The following is an 18,556-nucleotide window of genomic DNA, read 5'->3' as shown; positions in this document are numbered from 1 at the left end:
AATCGAGATCAACATGTGCGGAAAGAAAGCAGATCCGTTCCGAATGATGCGGCGGTCGATCTGCTTTCTTCCGTGGCGGCTTTCCGTGCTGTGGGAACGGATTTCGGTGACCGCCGGCGCGGCGCCTCGGGTCAGTCCCGGTGCCCGCCGCTCCGGCCGCCGCGCCGCGGGGCGGTCACGAGGGTGCCGGAAGGGCCGTCACGCTCCGCGCGCTCCTCGTCCTCCTTGGCCTCCTGCTCCTTCTGCCACGCGGCGAACTTCTCGCGGGACTCCTCGCGCTCGGCCATGGTCTGGTTCTCCGCGGCCCGCCGGATCTCGTTCATCCGGTCACCCAGGGCGTCCATGTACCCCGGCGTCGCGATGGCGTCCTTCATGCCGATGCGCCCGGAGAGCACCTCCTGGGCCATCTCCTGGAGCTTGCCGCCGACATGGGGGTTGTCCGCCAGGACCTTCAGCGCCTTGCGCAGCCGGTGCGCCTGCTCGGGATCATGGGCGACGTCCATCAGGTCTTCGTCCTGGATCTGCCGCTCATTGCTCATGTCTGCCCCCTTGAATGTGATGGCACAGGCCGCGAGTGCGGCACCGGCGTGCCGAAGTCTAATGACGGGTGTGAACGGGGCGTCAAGGCGGGGGTTGTCGGTATTGCCGGATATTGCGGCATGCCGAATTCCGTGCTGCGCCGCCCGTCCGTTGCACAGAGGGCTTCGGGCCTATTGCGGGTGTGCTAGACCTGAAGCCATGCCGGCAGGTAGCCGTCATGCAATTCGGGGAGAAATGATGTCCGATGAAGTCCGGCTCAGTACCGAGGAGTTGCACAGACTCGGTGCGACGTTCGAGATACGTGCGGAAGAACTGAGCCGGCAGCTTGCCGCATTCAGGAGGCGGGCGGATGCCGAGGCCCTGCGGGACGGATTCGGCAGCGACGAGGCGGCCCGGTCCCACCGCGAGCTGTACGAGCAGGCCGAGCAGGCGCTCGCCCAGCTGCAGCAGCGCCTCGCGGAGGTCGGCCGAGGCATCAAGGAGACCGCCGGGAATGCGCAGGCGGCCGAGGAAGAGCTGGCCGAGATGATGCGGAGTGTCCAGTGAGCGAGCGAGGGAATCCCGAGGCCCTGCGGGAAGCGGCGGCCGGCTGGCGGGAGATGGGCAAGCACCTCGACGGCCTCGTCCGCGATCTGGACCGGCACGTCGGCACCGCGGCCGCGGCCAACTGGCACGGCCCGGCCGGTGAGGCGTTCGCGGGGGAGTGGCACCGCCTCAAGCGGTCCGTCGACGATTCCCTGCCGGTCTTCGAACTGGCCGCCGCCGACCTGGAGACCGCCGCCGCGCAGCCCGCCGACGACCAGGGCGGCAAGGACCACGGCACACCACCGGTGCACCACGCGGCCGACGGCGCGCAGTCGTCGTCCGGTCCCGAGATCGCCTACGGCTTCATGGCGCTCGGCCAGCTCGCGAACGGTCTCGGCGGCGCGTTCGGCAGGCGCGGTGGGGGCGGCGGCCAGGGACAGCGGCCACCCGTACGGCACGCATGGGCGACCTCCACGGCGGCGCAGGGGCCCGACCCGTTCGGCCCGGCGCAAGGCGACGAGGCCACGAGGCGGGGCGGCGAGGGCGTCGCCAAGGGGGTACGGGGCCGGCCGTCCGGGGCGGAGCCGGAGCTGGGGCCGGCTTCGGTGCCGGGCCATGAACGGGACCTCAAGACCGGGCCGCGGACGAAGGGAACGGCGGCCCCCGCCGCCGGGCCCGCCCCCCGGGCCGCGGCGCCCGCCACCGCCGACGCCCCGAAGCCCCAGGCCCCCGCGCCGTCCGGCGGCGACGCTCCCGGCAGTGCACCCGGGAGTCCCGGGCCCGACATCACCCGCCACGGGGCCTTCGGCTGACGCATCCGGTGCCGGCACGTCCGGCACGTCCGGCACGCCCTGCGCGTAGGTACCGCGCGTACGTACCGCGCGGGCGCACCGGCCGCACGGACCAAACGGCGGTTCGCACGGACGGAACGACAGTCCGCACAGACGAAACGGCGGTGGGGCGCCCCTCCAGGAGAGGCGCCCCACCGCCGTTGTGGCGTACGGACCGGTCAGCGGCTGTTCGCCGGCAGCCAGCCGGTCTGGACCAGCTGCGCACCGCGCTTGCGCGTGATGAACGTCGCCCGTCCCGGCGTCAGGCTCTGGCCCTTGACGTTGCCCATCAGCGGGCCCTCGGCCGGGTCGGCGGACAGGATCAGACCCTGCGCACCGAGCTCCTTGGTCCGCTGCATCACCGGCTCGAACGAGGAGCGTCCGGCGCCCGAGGAACTGCGCGAGATGATCAGGCGCAGACCCAGGTCACGGGCGAACGGCAGGTACTCCAGCAGCGGCTGCAGCGGGTTGCCGCTGCTGGTCGCCACCAGGTCGTAGTCGTCCACGATCACGAACGCGTCCGGCAGGTCGTACCAGCTGCGGTTGCGCAGCTGCTCCGGCGTGACGTCCGGGCCCGGCATCCGGCGGCCCAGCGAACCGGCCAGACCGGCGATGACCTCCTGCAACTGCGGCCCCGCTGCACAGTACTTGTACATGTGGCTCTCGGGGATCTCGCCGAGCAGCGCACGACGGTAGTCGGAGACCACCATCAGCGCCTTGTCGGACGGGTACCGCTCGGCGATCTGCTTGGCCAGCAGACGCAGCAGCGAGGACTTGCCGGACTCGCTCTCGCCGTAGATGACCAGCAGCGGGTCGGTCTCGAAGTCGATGAACGCCGGCGACAGCGTGGTCTCGTCGACACCGATCGCGATGCCGTGATCCGGGTAGTCGTTGCCCTTGGGCAGCTCGTTGACGTGCAGCATCGTCGGCAGCATCCGCACCGCGGGGGCGGGCTCGCCCTGCCAGTGCTCGCTGACCGTCGACACCAGGTTCGCGATGCCCTCGCTCAGCGTCTCCGGGTCGCTCATCCCGTCCAGCCGCGGCAGCGCCGCCAGGAAGTCGAGCTTCTCGGGGGACATACCGCGACCGGGCTTGCCCATCGGCACGTTCTCCGCGCGCTTGCGGTCGAACTCCGACTCCATCGGGTCACCCAGGCGCAGCTCGACGCGGTTGAGGAGCTGGTCGCGCAGCGCGGGCCGCACCTCGGTGTAGCGCGCACCGGCGATGATCAGGTGGACACCGAAACCGAGACCCCGGGCGGCGATGTCCAGGATCACCGGGTCCATCTGCTCGTAGTCGGTCTTGAACGTCGCCCAGCCGTCGATGACCAGGAAGACGTCGCCCCACTTCTGGTCGGGGTAGGCGCCCGAGGCCCGCCGCTGGCGGTAGGTCCCGATCGAGTCGATGTTGTTGGCCCGGAAGAACTCCTCACGCTCGTTGAGGATGCCGACGACCTCGGAGACCGTACGGCGCACCTTCTCCGCGTCCAGACGCGAGGCGACGCCGCCGACGTGCGGCAGGCCCTCCATGGTCAGCATGCCGCCGCCACCGAAGTCGAGGCAGTAGAACTGCACCTCGGAGGGGGTGTGGGTGAGCGCGAACGAGGCGATGGCGGACCGGATCAGCGTGGACTTACCGGACTGCGGACCACCCACGACCAGGCCGTGACCGGCGCCCGCGGAGAAGTCCAGGTACATCACGTCACGCCGCTGCTCGAACGGCTTGTCCACCAGCGCGACCGGCACCACCAGCTTGCCGAGCGCGGTGTACTCCGGTGCGTGCACACCCCGTTCGGGCGTGACCGCGAGCGTCGGCAGCAGCTGGTTGACCGTCGGCGCCTCGTCCAGCGGCGGCAGCCACACCTGGTGCGCCGGCGGGCCCTGGCCCTGCATGCGCTGGACGATGACGTCGAGCACGGTGTCGGCCAGCGCGTCGTCCTGCTCCGGCTCGGCCGGCGCGACCGGCGTGGGGTCCTCGATGATCTGCTCGACGACCGGGGCCGCCGTGAACGGCACCGGCAGCCGGTTCGTCCGGCTGCCGCCGGCACCGCCGCCGGCCCCGGGACCGCGGTACGGGCCCGAGACGTACGCGGCCTTGAACTGGACCATCGTCTCGGTGTCGTACTTGAGGATGCCGGAACCGGGGACGTTCGGCAGGTGGTAGGCGTCCGGCACCCCGATCGCGGTCCGCGACTCCGCCGCGGAGAAGGTCCGCAGACCCAGCCGGTAGGACAGGAAGGTGTCCAGGCCGCGCAGCTTGCCCTCTTCCAGGCGCTGCGAGGCGAGCAGCATGTGCACACCCATCGACCGGCCGATACGGCCGATCTGGATGAACATGTCGATGAAGTCGGGCTTGGCGGTCAGCAGCTCGGAGAACTCGTCGAGCACCATCACCAGCGAGGGCAGCGGGTCCAGCGGGGCGCCCGCGGCACGCGCCTTCTCGTAGTCGGTGATGTTGGCGTAGTTGCCCGCCGAGCGCAGCAGCTCCTGACGGCGCTGGAGTTCACCGGTGATCGAGTCGCGCATGCGGTCGATCAGCGTGACGTCCTCACCGAGGTTGGTGATGACCGCCGCGACGTGCGGCATGTCCGACATACCGGTGAAGGTGGCGCCACCCTTGAAGTCCGCCAGGATGAAGTTGAGGGTTTCCGAGGAGTGGGTGACCGCGAGCGCCAGCACCAGGGTGCGCAGCACCTCGGACTTACCGGAACCGGTCGCACCGACACACAGGCCGTGCGGGCCCATGCCCTCCTGCGAGGCCTCCTTGATGTCGAGCATGACGGGCTGGCCGTCCTTGTCGACACCGATCGGCACCCGCAGCCGCTCGTGGAGCGTGCGCGGCCGCCAGGTACGCGACACATCGACGGAACCGGCGTCACCGAGGTTCAGCAGGTCGGTGAAGTCCAGGTTCGACAGCAGCGGCTCCTCGCCGTCCGCGCCGGAGCCCGCCCGCAGCGGGGCCAGCTGGCGCGCCAGCGCCTCCGACTCGGCGATCGACAGGGTGTCGCAGACGCCGTGGTAGACCGCGCCGCCCGCCGACTCCAGCACCAGCTTGCCCGGCCACACCTGGACGGCCAGACCACCGCGGATCTCGTCCAGATCGCCCGGGACGACCTCCAGGATGGTGACGCCCTGCAGGCCCTCGGCCCCGGCGATCACCGAGTCCATCGGCACCTCGCCGCCGTCCAGCACGACCAGCACATGCGGGGCGTCGGTCACCGGGGTGCCCTGCGGGTTGAACCGGCCGCGGCCCTCCAGGTCGTCCGCCAGCAGCTCCTCGATCTCACCGAGGTCACCGACGACCAGCCGGCGGGTGCCCGCGCCGTCCGTCGTCTTGTGCTGCACCTGCGGCAGCCACTTGGTCCACTCCCACTCCGCCTGCGCACCGGGCGCGGCGACGACGGCCACCACCAGGTCCTCGGGCGAGTGCAGGGTGCACAGCTGGGCGACGACGGCGCGCGAGGCGCCGTAGACCGTGTCCGGGTCGCCGGAGACGGTCAGGTGGTAGAAGGCGCGCAGCGAGACCGCGAGGGGCAGATCGTCCAGCTGCCCGTGCTTGTCGAGGAATTCCTTCATCGCATGCGCGGTGAGCGGTTCCAGCTCGTCGACCGGAGCGGTCTCCGGAGCCCGCAGGGGAGTGGCCAGCTGCTGCGGCCCCAGCCCCAGTCGCACCTGCCCGAAGTCCGGATCGCCCGCCCGGCGCTCCCATACCCGTTTGCCCTCGGCCACGATCGACCACAACTGGCTCGGGTCGGGGTGGGTGAACAGCTGCGCGTCCCGCTGCTTGCGCGCGGTGCGCCGCACCTCTTTCCGCTTCTGCGTAAGGTACTTGAGGTAATCCTGGCGCTCCTGGAGCATTTGCCCGGAAGGCCCTTGGCGGGCTTTGACGATCTGCACGATCGCCATTGCCAGGGTGGACGCCACCATAAAGCCGCCCATGATTTTCATGAACGGCTGGTTGCCCATGAACAAGAATCCCGCCGAAGACGCCATACCCATCATGGGCATAAGGGTCATCAGCATGTTTTCTGATTCGCCCTCACGCGGAAGCTCCGGGGGTGCCTCGAGTGTCACCTCCTCGGAGGGAACTTCGGGTGGCAGCGCGCGGGGCGGGCGCTTGACGATGACAACGCTCACCGAGGCATCAGTCCTTCATGCATCTCGCAGTCTCGGACCGCCCCCGTTGGATTCGACGGTCCCCCCGGACCAAGTGCTTGGCCCGAACCAGGCGTTGATCCTACTGTTAACCGTCAAGTCTCGGGGTGGGTGGGGCGAGCGCTGAATTGGACGGTACGCTGACGCCTCGCGAGCGTGCCCACAGCCCCGAAGTGACGGCTCTCTATAGAAGGCGCGCGACGCGACAAAACGCCCAACGGATAGGGGGAACCGCCAGGTGAGCACGAGCACTGGCACCGGCTTTTGCCGGGTCACAGTCGCCGCGCCCGATGCACGGATTGACGTGGCTCTGCCGGAGGACGTCGCACTCGTCGACATTTATCCGGAGATCCTGAGGCTCTCCGGTCAGTCGCAGGCGGAGGGCGCCCCGACCGGATATCACCTAGTACGCCGCGACGGCACGGTTCTTGACGCCGGACAGTCGCTGGCGCAGCAGCAGATCCTCGACGGCGACCTTCTTCTTCTGAAGCCGTTCGCCGAATCGCTGCCGCTCCCCGTCTTCGACGATGTCTCCGACGCCGTCGCCTCCGCGGTCAAGCGCAACCGCAACCGCTGGAGCGACGACCTCATGCGCGTCGTCGGCCTCACCGCCGGTGTGCTGCTGCTCGTCATGATGGCGTTCGCCCTGTGGGTGTCCAACCCCGAGCACCGCGACATGCACCGCCTGCCCGGCATCATCGCCGGTGTCGTCGGCATCGTGCTGGTCGCGCTGTCCGGCGTCCGTGCCCGTGTCTACGACGACCACGGCTCCTCCATCGCGCTGGGCCTTGCCTCGCTCCCGCACCTCCTGCTCGCCGGCTCCGGCATCTTCCCCGTCGACGCCGGAGCCGACCCCGGCCGGCTGCACCTCCTCGTCGGCTGTGTGACCGTACTGATCGCCTCCGTGCTGCTGGTGGTCATGCTGCCGCGCGGTGACGCCCCCTTCGTCGCCGCCGCGTTCCTGTCCGCCACGGGGACCCTCGCGGTCTTCGCCGCGATCCTCACCGACGCCGCGCCCAGTGAGGTCGCCGCCGTCACCGCCGTCGTCTCCATCGCCCTGGTCGCCTGGCTGCCCGGCCTCTCCGCACGCTTCGCCCGGCTGCCCATCGGCTACAAGTCGCCCGACCAGATCGCCAAGGGCTCCTACGACAACGGCGGCGAGACCGAGTCCGTCGACTTCGTCAAGATCGGCAACCAGGCCAAGCGCGGGCACGAGCTGCTGCTCGGCCTCGTCGCCGGCTGCTCCGCCCTGACCGTCGGCTCGGCCGGTGTGGTCCTCGGCTTCTCGGACAACGTGTGGGCCCAGCTGCTGGCGCTGGCCGCCGGCATCACGATCATGCTCCGCGCGCGGCTCTTCGACTACACCGCGCAGGTCGCCTGCCTGACCATTGCCGGCATCCTCACGATCGTCCTGCTCATCCTGGGCATCGCGCTGAACCCGCCGACGGAGATGTTCATCGATCTGGCCCGCTACCAGGACTCCGGCCCGCTGAACATCCACACCGTCTGGTTCTCCGGCAGCATCGCGGCGGGCGCCGCCCTCCTGGTCGCCGTCGGCCTGATCGTCCCCCAGAAGGGTGTCACCCCCTTCTGGGGCCGGATCTTCGACATCTTCGACGGCCTGGTCCTGCTCTCCCTGGTGCCGCTGTGCCTGGCGGTCCTGGACGTGTACGGCAAGGTGCGCGGCCTCACCACCGGCTGAGACCCCCGCTCACCGGCCTGCCGAGCGGCCCCCCGACCACCCGGTCGGGGGGCCGTTTTGAGCTGGTACGCTGTGTGACGGTCCGGATGAGTCATCCAAGATTCCCTGTGAGGTAAACCAGGGGCGCTCGCCGGCCGGAACCCTGAGGAGTACCGCGTGTCGCTCGACGCCGCTACGAAGAAGCAGATCATGGCCGAGTTCGCCACCAAGGAGGGTGACACCGGCTCCCCCGAGGTCCAGGTCGCGATGCTCTCCCGCCGCATCTCGGACCTGACCGAGCACCTCAAGACCCACAAGCACGACCACCACTCCCGCCGTGGTCTGCTGCTGCTCGTCGGCCAGCGCCGCCGCCTGCTGCAGTACCTGGCGAAGAAGGACATCACGCGCTTCCGTGCGCTGGTCGAGCGCCTGGGCATCCGCCGCGGCGCGGCGGGCGCCAAGTAAGGACGCCGTAGAGGGAGCGGTTCCCGTCAGGGGCCGCTCCCTTTGCCGTACGCACCGGACACTCGCGCCACCTCATGGTGGACGGAAGCTTTGTAGTCTGGTGCCATATCGCAAAACTGAACGCGGTAGGAGCGCCTCCTGGCCGCCGGTCCTCGGTAGTGGCCCCCGGACGATCCATGGACGCCATGTGTCATCACTCCGGGTGCTTCGATCGAAGACCGGCCCGCACCGGCGCTCCGCCGAAGACGGTCTGCAGCCATACGGGCAGCAGACGCAGACGAGGAGATATTCCTGGTGGAGAACGAGACCCACTACGCCGAAGCCGTGATCGACAACGGCCCCTTCGGCACCCGCACCATCCGCTTCGAGACGGGCCGCCTGGCCAAGCAGGCCGCCGGCTCCGCCGTGGCGTACCTGGACGACGACACCATGGTGCTGTCGGCCACCTCCGCGTCCAAGACGCCGAAGGACCAGCTGGACTTCTTCCCGCTGACCGTCGACGTCGAGGAGCGGATGTACGCAGCCGGGAAGATCCCCGGTTCCTTCTTCCGCCGTGAGGGCCGTCCCTCCGAGGACGCCATCCTCACCTGCCGGCTGATCGACCGGCCGCTGCGCCCCTCCTTCAAGAAGGGCCTGCGCAACGAGATCCAGATCGTCGAGACGGTCATGGCGCTCAACCCCGACCACCTCTACGACGTGGTCGCCATCAACGCCGCCTCCTGCTCCACCCAGCTCGCCGGCCTGCCCTTCTCCGGTCCCGTCGGCGGCACCCGGGTCGCCCTGATCAACGGCCGGTGGGTGGCGTTCCCGACCCACACCGAGCTCGAGGACGCCGTCTTCGACATGGTCGTGGCCGGCCGCGTCCTCCCGGACGGCGACGTCGCGATCATGATGGTCGAGGCCGAGGCCACCGAGAAGACCATCCAGCTGGTCAAGGACGGCGCCGAGGCCCCGACCGAAGAGGTCGTCGCCGCCGGTCTGGAAGCCGCCAAGCCCTTCATCAAGGTCCTGTGCAAGGCCCAGTCGGACCTCGCCGCCAAGGCCGCCAAGCCCGTCGGTGAGTTCCCGGTCTTCCTCGACTACCAGGACGACGTCCTCGAGGCGCTCACGGCCGCGGTCAAGGACGAGCTCTCCCAGGCGCTGACCATCGCCGGCAAGCAGGACCGCGAGGCCGAGCTGGACCGCGTCAAGGGCGTCGCCGCCGAGAAGCTGCTCCCGCAGTTCGAGGGCCGCGAGAAGGAGATCTCCGCCGCGTACCGTTCGCTGACCAAGAGCCTGGTCCGCGAGCGCGTCATCAAGGAGAAGAAGCGCATCGACGGCCGCGGCGTCACGGATATCCGTACGCTCGCCGCCGAGGTCGAGGCCATCCCGCGGGTGCACGGCTCCGCGCTGTTCGAGCGTGGCGAGACCCAGATCCTGGGCGTCACCACCCTCAACATGCTCCGCATGGAGCAGCAGCTGGACACCCTCTCCCCGGTGACCCGCAAGCGCTACATGCACAACTACAACTTCCCGCCGTACTCCGTCGGCGAGACCGGCCGCGTGGGCGCCCCCAAGCGCCGCGAGATCGGCCACGGCGCGCTCGCCGAGCGCGCCATCGTGCCGGTCCTGCCGACCCGCGAGGAGTTCCCCTACGCGATCCGCCAGGTCTCCGAGGCGCTGGGCTCCAACGGCTCGACGTCCATGGGCTCGGTCTGCGCCTCGACCATGTCGCTGCTGAACGCCGGTGTGCCCCTCAAGGCCCCGGTCGCCGGTATCGCCATGGGCCTGATCTCCCAGGAGATCGACGGTCAGACCCACTACGTCGCCCTCACCGACATCCTCGGTGCGGAGGACGCTTTCGGCGACATGGACTTCAAGGTCGCCGGCACCAAGCAGTTCGTGACCGCGCTGCAGCTCGACACCAAGCTCGACGGCATCCCCGCCTCGGTCCTGGCCGCCGCGCTGAAGCAGGCCCGTGACGCGCGTCTGCACATCCTCGACGTCATGAACGAGGCCATCGACGTCCCGGACGAGATGTCCCCGAACGCCCCGCGGATCATCACCGTCAAGATCCCGGTGGACAAGATCGGTGAGGTCATCGGCCCCAAGGGCAAGATGATCAACCAGATCCAGGAGGACACCGGCGCCGACATCACGATCGAGGACGACGGCACGATCTACATCGGTGCCGCCGACGGCCCGGCCGCCGAGGCCGCCCGCGCCACGATCAACGGCATCGCCAACCCGACCATGCCGGAGGTCGGCGAGCGCTACCTGGGCACGGTCGTCAAGACCACCACCTTCGGTGCGTTCGTCTCCCTGCTCCCGGGCAAGGACGGCCTGCTGCACATCTCGCAGATCCGCAAGCTCGCCGGTGGCAAGCGCGTGGAGAACGTCGAGGACGTGCTCGCGGTGGGCGCCAAGGTCCAGGTCGAGATCGCCGAGATCGACCAGCGCGGCAAGCTCTCCCTGATCCCCGTGATCGAGGAAGAGGACGCGGCCGCGGACACGAAGGACGACGCCGCCAAGTGACGTCCCGTACGCACGCGACGACGGCCCGCACCTCTTCGGAGGGGCGGGCCGTCGCCCGTACCCAAACGCTTCTCAAGGGCACCGCGGGCGCCGGCACGGTCCGCCGGACCACCCTCCCCGGCGGGCTGCGGGTCGTCACCGAGACGCTGCCCACGGTCCGCTCCGTCACCTTCGGCATCTGGGCGCACGTCGGCTCCCGCGACGAGACCCCGTCGCTCAACGGCGCCACGCACTACCTCGAGCACCTGCTCTTCAAGGGCACCGAGCGGCGCAGCGCGCTGGACATCTCCGCCGCGATCGACGAGGTCGGCGGCGAGATGAACGCCTTCACCGCGAAGGAGTACACCTGCTACTACGCGCGGGTGCTGGACAGCGATCTGCCGCTCGCCATCGATGTGGTGTGCGACATGCTGACCGGCTCGCTGGTCGAGGCCGAGGACGTGGACGCCGAGCGCGGTGTCATCCTCGAAGAGATCGCGATGACCGAGGACGACCCCGGCGACTGCGTGCACGACCTGTTCGCGCACACCATGCTCGGTGACACCCCGCTCGGCCGCCCGGTCCTGGGCACCGTCGACACCGTCAACGCCCTCACCCCCGAGCGCATCCGCCGCTTCTACAAGAAGCACTACGACCCCACGCACCTCGTCGTCACGGCCGCCGGCAACCTCGACCACGCCAAGGTCGTCCGCCTGGTCCGCCGCGCCTTCGAGCAGGCCGGGGCCCTGGACCGTACGGACGCCGCCCCGATCGCGCCGCGCTCCGGTGCCCGCGCCATCAAGGCCGCCGGCCGCGTCGAACTGCTCAACCGCAAGACCGAGCAGGCCCATGTGATCCTCGGGATGCCGGGGCTGGCGCGCACCGACGACCGGCGCTGGGCGATGGGCGTACTGAACACCGCCCTGGGCGGCGGGATGAGCTCGCGCCTCTTCCAGGAGGTCCGCGAGAAGCGCGGCCTGGCCTACAGCGTGTACTCCTACACCTCCGGCTTCGCCGACTGCGGGCTGTTCGGCGTCTACGCCGGCTGCCGTCCCAACCAGGTGCAGGACGTCCTCAAGATCTGCCGCGACGAACTCGACCAGGTGGCGTCCCACGGCCTCACCGACGACGAGATCCGCCGCGCGGTCGGACAGCTGCGCGGGTCCACCGTCCTCGGCCTGGAGGACAGCGGAGCGCTGATGCACCGCCTCGGCAAGAGCGAGCTGTGCTGGGGCGAACAGATGTCGGTCGACGAGATGCTGACGCGGATCGCGGCCGTCACCCCGGACGACGTGCGCGAGGTGGCCCGCGAGGTGCTGGGCACCCGGCCCTCGCTGTCCGTCATCGGCCCCCTGAAGGACCGGCAGGCGGCCCGGCTGGACGACATCGTCGCCTAGGCCTCCGCGACACCACCAAGAGAAGGACGGGAAACGATGAGCAAGCTGCGCGTGGCCGTACTGGGAGCCCAGGGACGCATCGGCTCCGAGGCCGTACGGGCCGTCGAGGCCGCCGACGACATGGAGCTGGTGGCCGGGCTCGGCCGGGGCGACAAGCTGGAGACGCTGGTCGAGGCCGGCGCCCAGGTCGTGGTCGAGCTGACCAACCCCGGTGCCGTGATGGGCAACCTCGACTTCTGTGTGCGGCACGGCATCCATGCGGTGGTCGGGACGACCGGCTGGACCGATGAGCGCCTGGCGCAGCTGCGCACCTCGCTCGCCGCCTCGCCCGGGGCGGGCGTGCTCATCGCCCCGAACTTCTCCATCGGCGCGGTGCTGACCATGCGGTTCGCGCAGCAGGCGGCCCGCTTCTTCGAGTCGGCCGAGATCGTCGAGCTGCACCACCCGAAGAAGGCGGACGCCCCGTCCGGCACCGCCGCCCGCACCGCCCAGCTGATCGCCCAGGCCCGGGAGGAGGCCGGCTGCGCCCCGCAGCCGGACGCCACCACCACCGCGCTGGACGGCGCGCGTGGCGCGGACGTGGACGGCATCCCCGTGCACTCCGTTCGGCTGCGCGGTCTGCTGGCGCACCAGGAGGTGCTGCTCGGCGGGGAGGGCGAAACCCTCACCATCCGCCACGACTCCCTCCACCACAGCAGCTTCATGCCGGGCATCCTGCTCGGTGTGCGTCGCGTGGTCACCACTCCGGGCCTGACCGTGGGCCTGGAAAACTTCCTCGACCTGGGCTGACGGGTATGGGCGGAAAGATCACGTACTTCTTCCTCGCCACCGTGCTGGTCCTCGTCTTCGGGGTGGTGGGGCTGGAGGGCGTACTCCTCCTGATGACCGGCGAGCCGGCCGCCATGGGCATGGGCGCGGTGGCCTTCGTGCTGCCGTGCATCGGCGCCTGGTTCCTCTGGCACAACACCCGCTTCGCGCGTGACGCCCACCGGCTGGCGCACGCTCTGGCGGCCGAGGGCGGCCTGCCGGCCGACGAGCCGGCCCGGACCCCCGGCGGCCGGATCGACCGGGACGCCGCCGATGAGATCTTCGTCCGGCGGCAGGCCGAGACGGAGGACGCCCCCGGCGACTGGCGTACGTGGTTCCGGCTCGCGGTCGCCTACCACGACGCCCGGGACACCCCGCGCGCCCGGAAGGCGATGCAGCGCGCCATCGCCCTGCACGACGACAAGCCCGTACCGGCCGCTTAGGGCGGGTACGGGCGCTCAGGGACGGACGGATCCGGTCCTCACGGGGGCCGGATCCGGCGGTTCTACGGGGGCAGCGGGGCGCGGCGTGGTGAGCGGTCCCACGGCACCGGGCCTCAGGCGCGGTACTCCGCCGCCCAGGCCTCCAGCACATCCGCGGCCCGTTCGAACGCCTCCGGGCGGGACAGGAAGTCGCCGTTGTGGTCCGTGAGCAGGGACCGCAGCGGTTCGCCCTGCGTCCGCTCGATGATCAGCGCCTGTCCCTGTACCGTCCGCGGCAGCCCCAGCCAGCGCACCGGCTGCTGGCGCGTTTGCACGGAGGCGACGGCGCTCCAAGGTTCGGTCGTCGTCCGCAGCAGATTCACCTGCCGCAGGCCGTGCGCGCTCACCCACACCCCGACCCGCAACAGGCGCAGGGCCAGGGCGATCATCGCTGCCCCCACCACCGCACAGACCGCGGCGCCGGGCAGCGAGCCGGCCATCGCGGTGATCAATGCGGAGATCAGCACGAACGAGGCGAGCAGCAAAAACACCGCCGCCGTCCCTACCCGCCACGGTCCGGGGCGGTAGGGACGGCGCCAGTGGTCGGGCTCGTCATGCGCAAGTGCGGCCGAATCCGCGGCTCGGGTGTCGGGATCGAGGTCGCGGTCGGCCGTCAGGAAGGGCAGGGGCACGGCTGATCCTCACTCATGGGCACGCACGGAAGCTGTGACCGGTGAGGCTATCGGGACCGGCGGAGCGGAACCACTTCGCGGCACGCCCCGCCCGCCCGTTCAGCGATGTGATGCCTCGGACTGATGCACCCGGCTCGAACCGGAGCTGTCCTGCTGCAGTGCGGGAACGCCGAACAGCAGGGCGCCGGCCAGGCCGCCCACGACTGTCAGCGTGATGAGAGACTGGCCGAGGAGCTGCGCGCGCGAGGCGCGCTGCCGCGGCGGGGGAGTGACATTGCTGCGGAACCGGTCTGCCTCGGCAACGAAGGCGAACGGGACGGGCTCTCGCCGGCGGAACATGAGCGGGCTCTCCTAGGAACCTCGAAGTGGGCACTGTCACAGGGTTAGACGTTCGTGGCGTGCGGTTGGTGCCCGTTTTCAGGGACTTCTGTGAAAAATATCAACGGCCGCTCCGCGCGCCGCCACGGCGCGCCCGTTTTGCGGCTAACGCGGCATCACGCGGTGTTTCCCGGACTGTCAGTGGCGGGCCGTAGGGTGGTCGCGCACGAGGATCGATTGGAAGGAACCGCCGGTGTCCCAGACCCCCGCCGAGAGCACTGAGAGCCCCGACAGTGCAGCCGTCAGCTTCCGGAGCGAGGTGACGGTCGAGCTGGTCAAGCACAGCGCCGCGGACAGCGACGTGCTGTGGGCGGCCCGGGTCTCCACGGCCGGTGAGCAGTCCCTGGAGGAGCTGCAGAAGGACCCGGAGCGCTCCAAGGGCCTGATCAACTACCTCATGCGGGACCGGCACGGCAGCCCCTTCGAGCACAACTCCATGACGTTCTTCATCAGCGCGCCGATCTTCGTCTTCCGCGAGTTCATGCGGCACCGCGTCGGCTGGTCGTACAACGAGGAGTCCGGCCGCTACCGCCGGCTGGAGCCGGTCTTCTACGTCCCCGGTGAGTCCCGCAAGCTCGTCCAGCAGGGCCGCCCCGGGAAGTACGAATTCGTCGAGGGCACCCAGGCGCAGCACGAGCTCACCGGTCGCGTCATGGAGGACTCCTACCGCCGGGCCTACGAGGCGTACCAGGAGATGCTCGCCGCCGGCGTCGCCCGCGAGGTCGCCCGCGCGGTGCTCCCGGTCGGCCTGTTCTCCTCCATGTACGCCACCTGCAACGCCCGCTCCCTGATGCACTTCCTCGGCCTGCGCACCCAGCACGAGCAGGCGAAGGTGCCGTCCTTCCCGCAGCGCGAGATCGAAATGGTCGGCGAGCAGATGGAGGCCCACTGGGCCAAGCTCATGCCGCTCACGTACGGCGCATTCAATGCGAACGGCCGGATCGCTCCGTAAGGCCCAGGTTGCGGGCCGGATACCGGAGCGCGCAGGACAGACGTGCGAAGTGTCCGGATTGCGGCATTTTGAGAAGTTCATCTACGCTGAACAGACGGACCCGGCACTGCTTGAACCCCCGAGCAGGCAGTGCCGGAGTCCACATCCCTGCTCCCCAGAGGCGCATCCCGCGGTGAGCTACGAGTAGCGTGGGACCCATGGCTCCGACTTCCACACCGCAGACCCCCTTCGGGCGGGTGCTGACCGCCATGGTCACGCCGTTCACGCCGGATGGCGCCCTCGATCTCGACGGCGCACAGCGGCTGGCTGCCCACCTGGTGGACGCCGGCAACGACGGCCTCGTCGTCAACGGCACCACCGGAGAATCCCCGACCACCAGCGATGCGGAGAAAGCCCAGCTGGTCCGCGCGGTGGTCGATGCGGTCGGCGATCGCGCCTTTGTGGTCGCCGGAGCCGGAACCAACGACACCCGCCACAGCCTGGAGCTGGCCCGCGCCGCCCAGGACGCCGGCGCCCACGGCCTGCTCGCGGTGACGCCGTACTACAGCAAGCCCCCGCAGGAGGGCCTGCTCCGGCATTTCACGGCCATCGCCGACGCCACCGACCTGCCGGTCATGCTCTACGACATCCCCGGCCGCAGTGGTGTCCCGATCAACACCGAGACCATCGTCCGGCTCGCCGAGCACCCCCGGATCGTCGCCAACAAGGACGCCAAGGGAGACCTCGGCCGCGCCAGCTGGGCCATCGCCCGCTCCAGCCTCGCCTGGTACAGCGGCGACGACATGCTCAACCTCCCGCTGCTCTCGGTCGGCGCCGTCGGCTTCGTCTCCGTGGTCGGCCATGTCGTCACCCCCGAGCTGCGCGCCCTCCTGGACGCCCACCTCAACGGCGATGTCACCAAGGCCACCGAGATCCACCAGAAGCTGCTGCCCGTCTTCACCGGCATGTTCCGCACCCAGGGCGTGATCACGACCAAGGCCGCCCTCGGCCTCCAGGGGCTGCCCGCCGGTCCGCTGCGGCTGCCGCTCGTGGAGCTCTCCCCCGAGGAGACCGAACAGCTCACGCGCGATCTCGCCGCCGGCGGGGTACAGCTCTGATCACAGACTTCACAACTGAATACGGACCAACAACCGCCTCATAGCAAGTGCACGAATGTCATGCGCGCCACGTGCCCTCGACGGCAGCGTGGCGTGTGTGGTGAGGAGAGTCTTTTGAGTCATCCGCATCCTGAGCTCGGCGCCCCGCCGAAGCTTCCCAAGGGCGGCCTGCGCGTCACCCCCCTCGGCGGCCTGGGTGAAATCGGCCGCAACATGACGGTCTTCGAGTACGGCGGCCGGCTGCTGATCGTCGACTGCGGAGTGCTTTTCCCCGAGGAGGAGCAGCCCGGAATCGACCTGATCCTGCCGGACTTCACGTCCATCAGGGATCGGCTCGACGACATCGACGGCATCGTGCTGACCCACGGCCACGAGGACCACATCGGCGGTGTCCCCTACCTCCTGCGGGAGAAGCCGGACATCCCCCTCATCGGCTCGAAGCTGACCCTCGCGCTCATCGAGGCCAAGCTCCAGGAGCACCGCATCCGTCCCTACACCCTCGAGGTGCAGGAGGGGCACACGGAGCGGATCGGCTCCTTCGACTGCGAGTTCGTCGCCGTCAACCACTCCATCCCGGACGCGCTGGCCGTCGCCATCCGCACCCCCGCGGGCATGGTCGTCCACACCGGCGACTTCAAGATGGACCAGCTCCCGCTGGACCGCCGCCTGACCGACCTCCCCGCGTTCGCGCGGCTCGGCGAGGAAGGCATCGACCTCCTCCTCTCCGACTCCACGAACGCCGAGGTCCCGGGCTTCGTACCGCCCGAGCGGGACATCTCCAACGTCCTGCGCACGGTCTTCGCGAACGCTCAGAAGCGCATCATCGTCGCCAGCTTCGCCAGCCATGTGCACCGCATCCAGCAGATCCTCGACGCCGCGCACGAGTACGGTCGCCGGGTCGCCTTCGTGGGCCGTTCGATGGTCCGCAACATGGGCATCGCCCGCGAGCTGGGCTACCTGAAGGTCCCCGCCGGCCTGGTCGTCGACGTCAAGACGCTCGACGATCTCCCCGACGACGAGGTCGTGCTGGTCTGCACGGGCTCCCAGGGCGAGCCGATGGCCGCTCTCTCCCGGATGGCCAACCGCGATCACCAGATCCGGATCGTCCAGGGCGACACCGTGATCCTGGCGTCCTCCCTCATCCCGGGCAACGAGAACGCGGTCTACCGGGTGATCAACGGCCTCACCCGATGGGGCGCGGACGTCGTCCACAAGGGCAATGCCAAGGTCCACGTCTCGGGCCACGCCTCGGCCGGCGAGCTGCTGTACTTCTACAACATCTGCAAGCCGAAGAACCTGATGCCGGTCCACGGCGAATGGCGCCATCTGCGCGCCAACGCCGAACTGGGGGCACTGACCGGTGTCCCCAAGGAACGGATCGTCATCGCCGAGGACGGTGTCGTGGTCGACCTGGTCGGCGGTGTCGCCAAGATCGTCGGCAAGGTCCAGGCGGGCTATGTCTACGTCGACGGCCTCTCGGTCGGCGATGTCACCGAAACCCATCTCAAGGACCGCCGCATCCTGGGCGACGAAGGCATCATCTCGGTCTTCGTGGTCGTGGACAGCAGCACCGGCAAGATCGTCGGAGGCCCGGACCTGCATGCCCGCGGCTCCGGCATCGAGGACTCCGCCCTGTCGGGCGTGGTTCCCAAGATCGATGAGGCCCTGGCCAAGGCGGCCCAGGACGGTGTCGCGGACGCGCACCAGCTCCAGCAGCTGATCCGCCGCTCGGTCGGCAAGTGGGTGTCGGACAACTACCGCCGCCGCCCGATGATCCTCCCCGTAGTCGTCGAGGTCTGACGCCCTCGGGTCGTACGCAGGTACGCAAGTAGGAGCGGGGCGCCCGGATTTGCATCCGGGCGCCCCGCTCCAGTACGTTTACGTCTCCTCCTGATCGGGAAACGCCGCACGCCTCTGCGTACGGAGCGCCCCCACGAAATCAGGCGGAATTCCGGCCCAGAGCAATCTGATAAAGTCGGATCAGCCGAAAGGCAAAACCCCTCCGACGGGTAATCGGGCCGAATGAGAACCGGCAACGGAACGAAATCGGGTCTGCTAGAGTCGGAAAGGCCGGAAAGCGAAAGCCGGACGGCCGACCCGCTCCAACACGGGGCCGGAGACGG

At 69.6% G+C, this 18,556-nt stretch carries 15 protein-coding genes; 11 read left to right on the top strand and 4 right to left on the bottom strand.

The genetic code is table 11. The features are described 5' to 3' along the window. Nucleotides 1-131 precede the first annotated feature (131 nt). Nucleotides 132-539: a hypothetical protein gene (locus ABZ851_RS18115; RefSeq protein ID WP_361128308.1), complete on the bottom strand. Its 408-nt coding sequence runs from the start codon at nucleotides 537-539 to the stop codon at nucleotides 132-134. A gap of 238 nt (nucleotides 540-777) precedes the next feature. Here ABZ851_RS18115 and ABZ851_RS18110 point away from each other — a divergent pair, with 238 nt between their 5' ends. After that, entirely contained in the window at nucleotides 778-1,086 is a 309-nt protein-coding gene (locus ABZ851_RS18110) for a hypothetical protein (protein ID WP_361128305.1), read from the top strand. Further along, nucleotides 1,083-1,877: a WXG100 family type VII secretion target gene (locus tag ABZ851_RS18105; RefSeq protein WP_361128302.1), complete on the top strand. Its 795-nt coding sequence runs from the start codon at nucleotides 1,083-1,085 to the stop codon at nucleotides 1,875-1,877. The genes ABZ851_RS18110 and ABZ851_RS18105 overlap by 4 nt, the downstream gene beginning before the upstream one ends. Nucleotides 1,878-2,074: 197 nt before the next feature. Here ABZ851_RS18105 and eccCa read toward each other — a convergent pair whose 3' ends face one another. Then, nucleotides 2,075-6,031, bottom strand: a complete 3,957-nt coding sequence (gene eccCa / locus ABZ851_RS18100; RefSeq protein WP_361128299.1) for a type VII secretion protein EccCa — start codon at nucleotides 6,029-6,031, stop codon at nucleotides 2,075-2,077. Between the two features lie 256 nt (nucleotides 6,032-6,287). Between eccCa and eccD the strand changes: the two genes are divergently transcribed. From eccD to ABZ851_RS18070, 6 genes are all read left to right on the top strand, one after another. Next, nucleotides 6,288-7,751: a type VII secretion integral membrane protein EccD gene (gene eccD / locus ABZ851_RS18095; RefSeq protein WP_361128296.1), complete on the top strand. Its 1,464-nt coding sequence runs from the start codon at nucleotides 6,288-6,290 to the stop codon at nucleotides 7,749-7,751. 156 nt (nucleotides 7,752-7,907) lie between these two features. Then, entirely contained in the window at nucleotides 7,908-8,195 is a 288-nt protein-coding gene (gene rpsO, locus ABZ851_RS18090) for a 30S ribosomal protein S15 (protein ID WP_006602744.1), read from the top strand. Nucleotides 8,196-8,489: 294 nt separating this feature from the next. Continuing rightward, on the top strand, nucleotides 8,490-10,709 hold the full coding sequence (locus ABZ851_RS18085) for a polyribonucleotide nucleotidyltransferase (RefSeq protein ID WP_336051731.1): 2,220 nt from the start codon (nucleotides 8,490-8,492) through the stop codon (nucleotides 10,707-10,709). Next, a complete protein-coding gene (locus ABZ851_RS18080) occupies nucleotides 10,706-12,085 on the top strand; it encodes a pitrilysin family protein (protein ID WP_361128291.1) in 1,380 nt (459 codons plus the stop codon). Before ABZ851_RS18085 ends, ABZ851_RS18080 begins: the two co-directional genes overlap by 4 nt. A gap of 36 nt (nucleotides 12,086-12,121) precedes the next feature. Next, entirely contained in the window at nucleotides 12,122-12,874 is a 753-nt protein-coding gene (dapB, locus tag ABZ851_RS18075) for a 4-hydroxy-tetrahydrodipicolinate reductase (RefSeq protein ID WP_336051728.1), read from the top strand. Nucleotides 12,875-12,879: 5 nt separating this feature from the next. Beyond that, nucleotides 12,880-13,335, top strand: a complete 456-nt coding sequence (locus tag ABZ851_RS18070) for a hypothetical protein (RefSeq protein WP_336051727.1) — start codon at nucleotides 12,880-12,882, stop codon at nucleotides 13,333-13,335. A gap of 113 nt (nucleotides 13,336-13,448) precedes the next feature. On the opposite strand, the gene ABZ851_RS18065 is transcribed toward ABZ851_RS18070, so the two are convergent. Together ABZ851_RS18065 and ABZ851_RS18060 are read right to left on the bottom strand one after the other, a co-directional pair. Next, the gene (locus ABZ851_RS18065; RefSeq protein ID WP_361128286.1) at nucleotides 13,449-14,006 is read right to left on the bottom strand and encodes a hypothetical protein; all 558 of its coding nucleotides are present in this window, start codon (nucleotides 14,004-14,006) and stop codon (nucleotides 13,449-13,451) included. 99 nt (nucleotides 14,007-14,105) lie between these two features. Then, complete coding sequence (locus ABZ851_RS18060; RefSeq protein ID WP_088800359.1) at nucleotides 14,106-14,345, bottom strand: hypothetical protein; 240 nt, start codon at nucleotides 14,343-14,345, stop codon at nucleotides 14,106-14,108. Nucleotides 14,346-14,577: 232 nt separating this feature from the next. Here ABZ851_RS18060 and thyX point away from each other — a divergent pair, with 232 nt between their 5' ends. The 3 genes from thyX (at nucleotide 14,578) to ABZ851_RS18045 (ending at nucleotide 18,233) form a co-directional block, all read left to right on the top strand. Beyond that, complete coding sequence (gene thyX / locus ABZ851_RS18055; RefSeq protein WP_361128282.1) at nucleotides 14,578-15,336, top strand: FAD-dependent thymidylate synthase; 759 nt, start codon at nucleotides 14,578-14,580, stop codon at nucleotides 15,334-15,336. A 197-nt stretch (nucleotides 15,337-15,533) separates the two neighbouring features. Further along, nucleotides 15,534-16,433: a 4-hydroxy-tetrahydrodipicolinate synthase gene (gene dapA, locus ABZ851_RS18050; protein WP_088800361.1), complete on the top strand. Its 900-nt coding sequence runs from the start codon at nucleotides 15,534-15,536 to the stop codon at nucleotides 16,431-16,433. Between the two features lie 114 nt (nucleotides 16,434-16,547). Next, nucleotides 16,548-18,233 carry a ribonuclease J gene (locus tag ABZ851_RS18045; protein ID WP_088800362.1) on the top strand — a complete coding sequence of 562 codons (1,686 nt, stop codon included), beginning with the start codon at nucleotides 16,548-16,550 and terminating at the stop codon, nucleotides 18,231-18,233. Nucleotides 18,234-18,556: the final 323 nt, after the last annotated feature.

Source organism: Streptomyces sp. NPDC047049 (genome assembly GCF_040643995.1).
GTDB classification, from domain to species: Bacteria; Actinomycetota; Actinomycetes; order Streptomycetales; family Streptomycetaceae; genus Streptomyces; species Streptomyces mooreae.
Note: the sequence above shows the minus strand (reverse complement) of the source record. Positions and strands in the feature narration are given on the sequence as shown.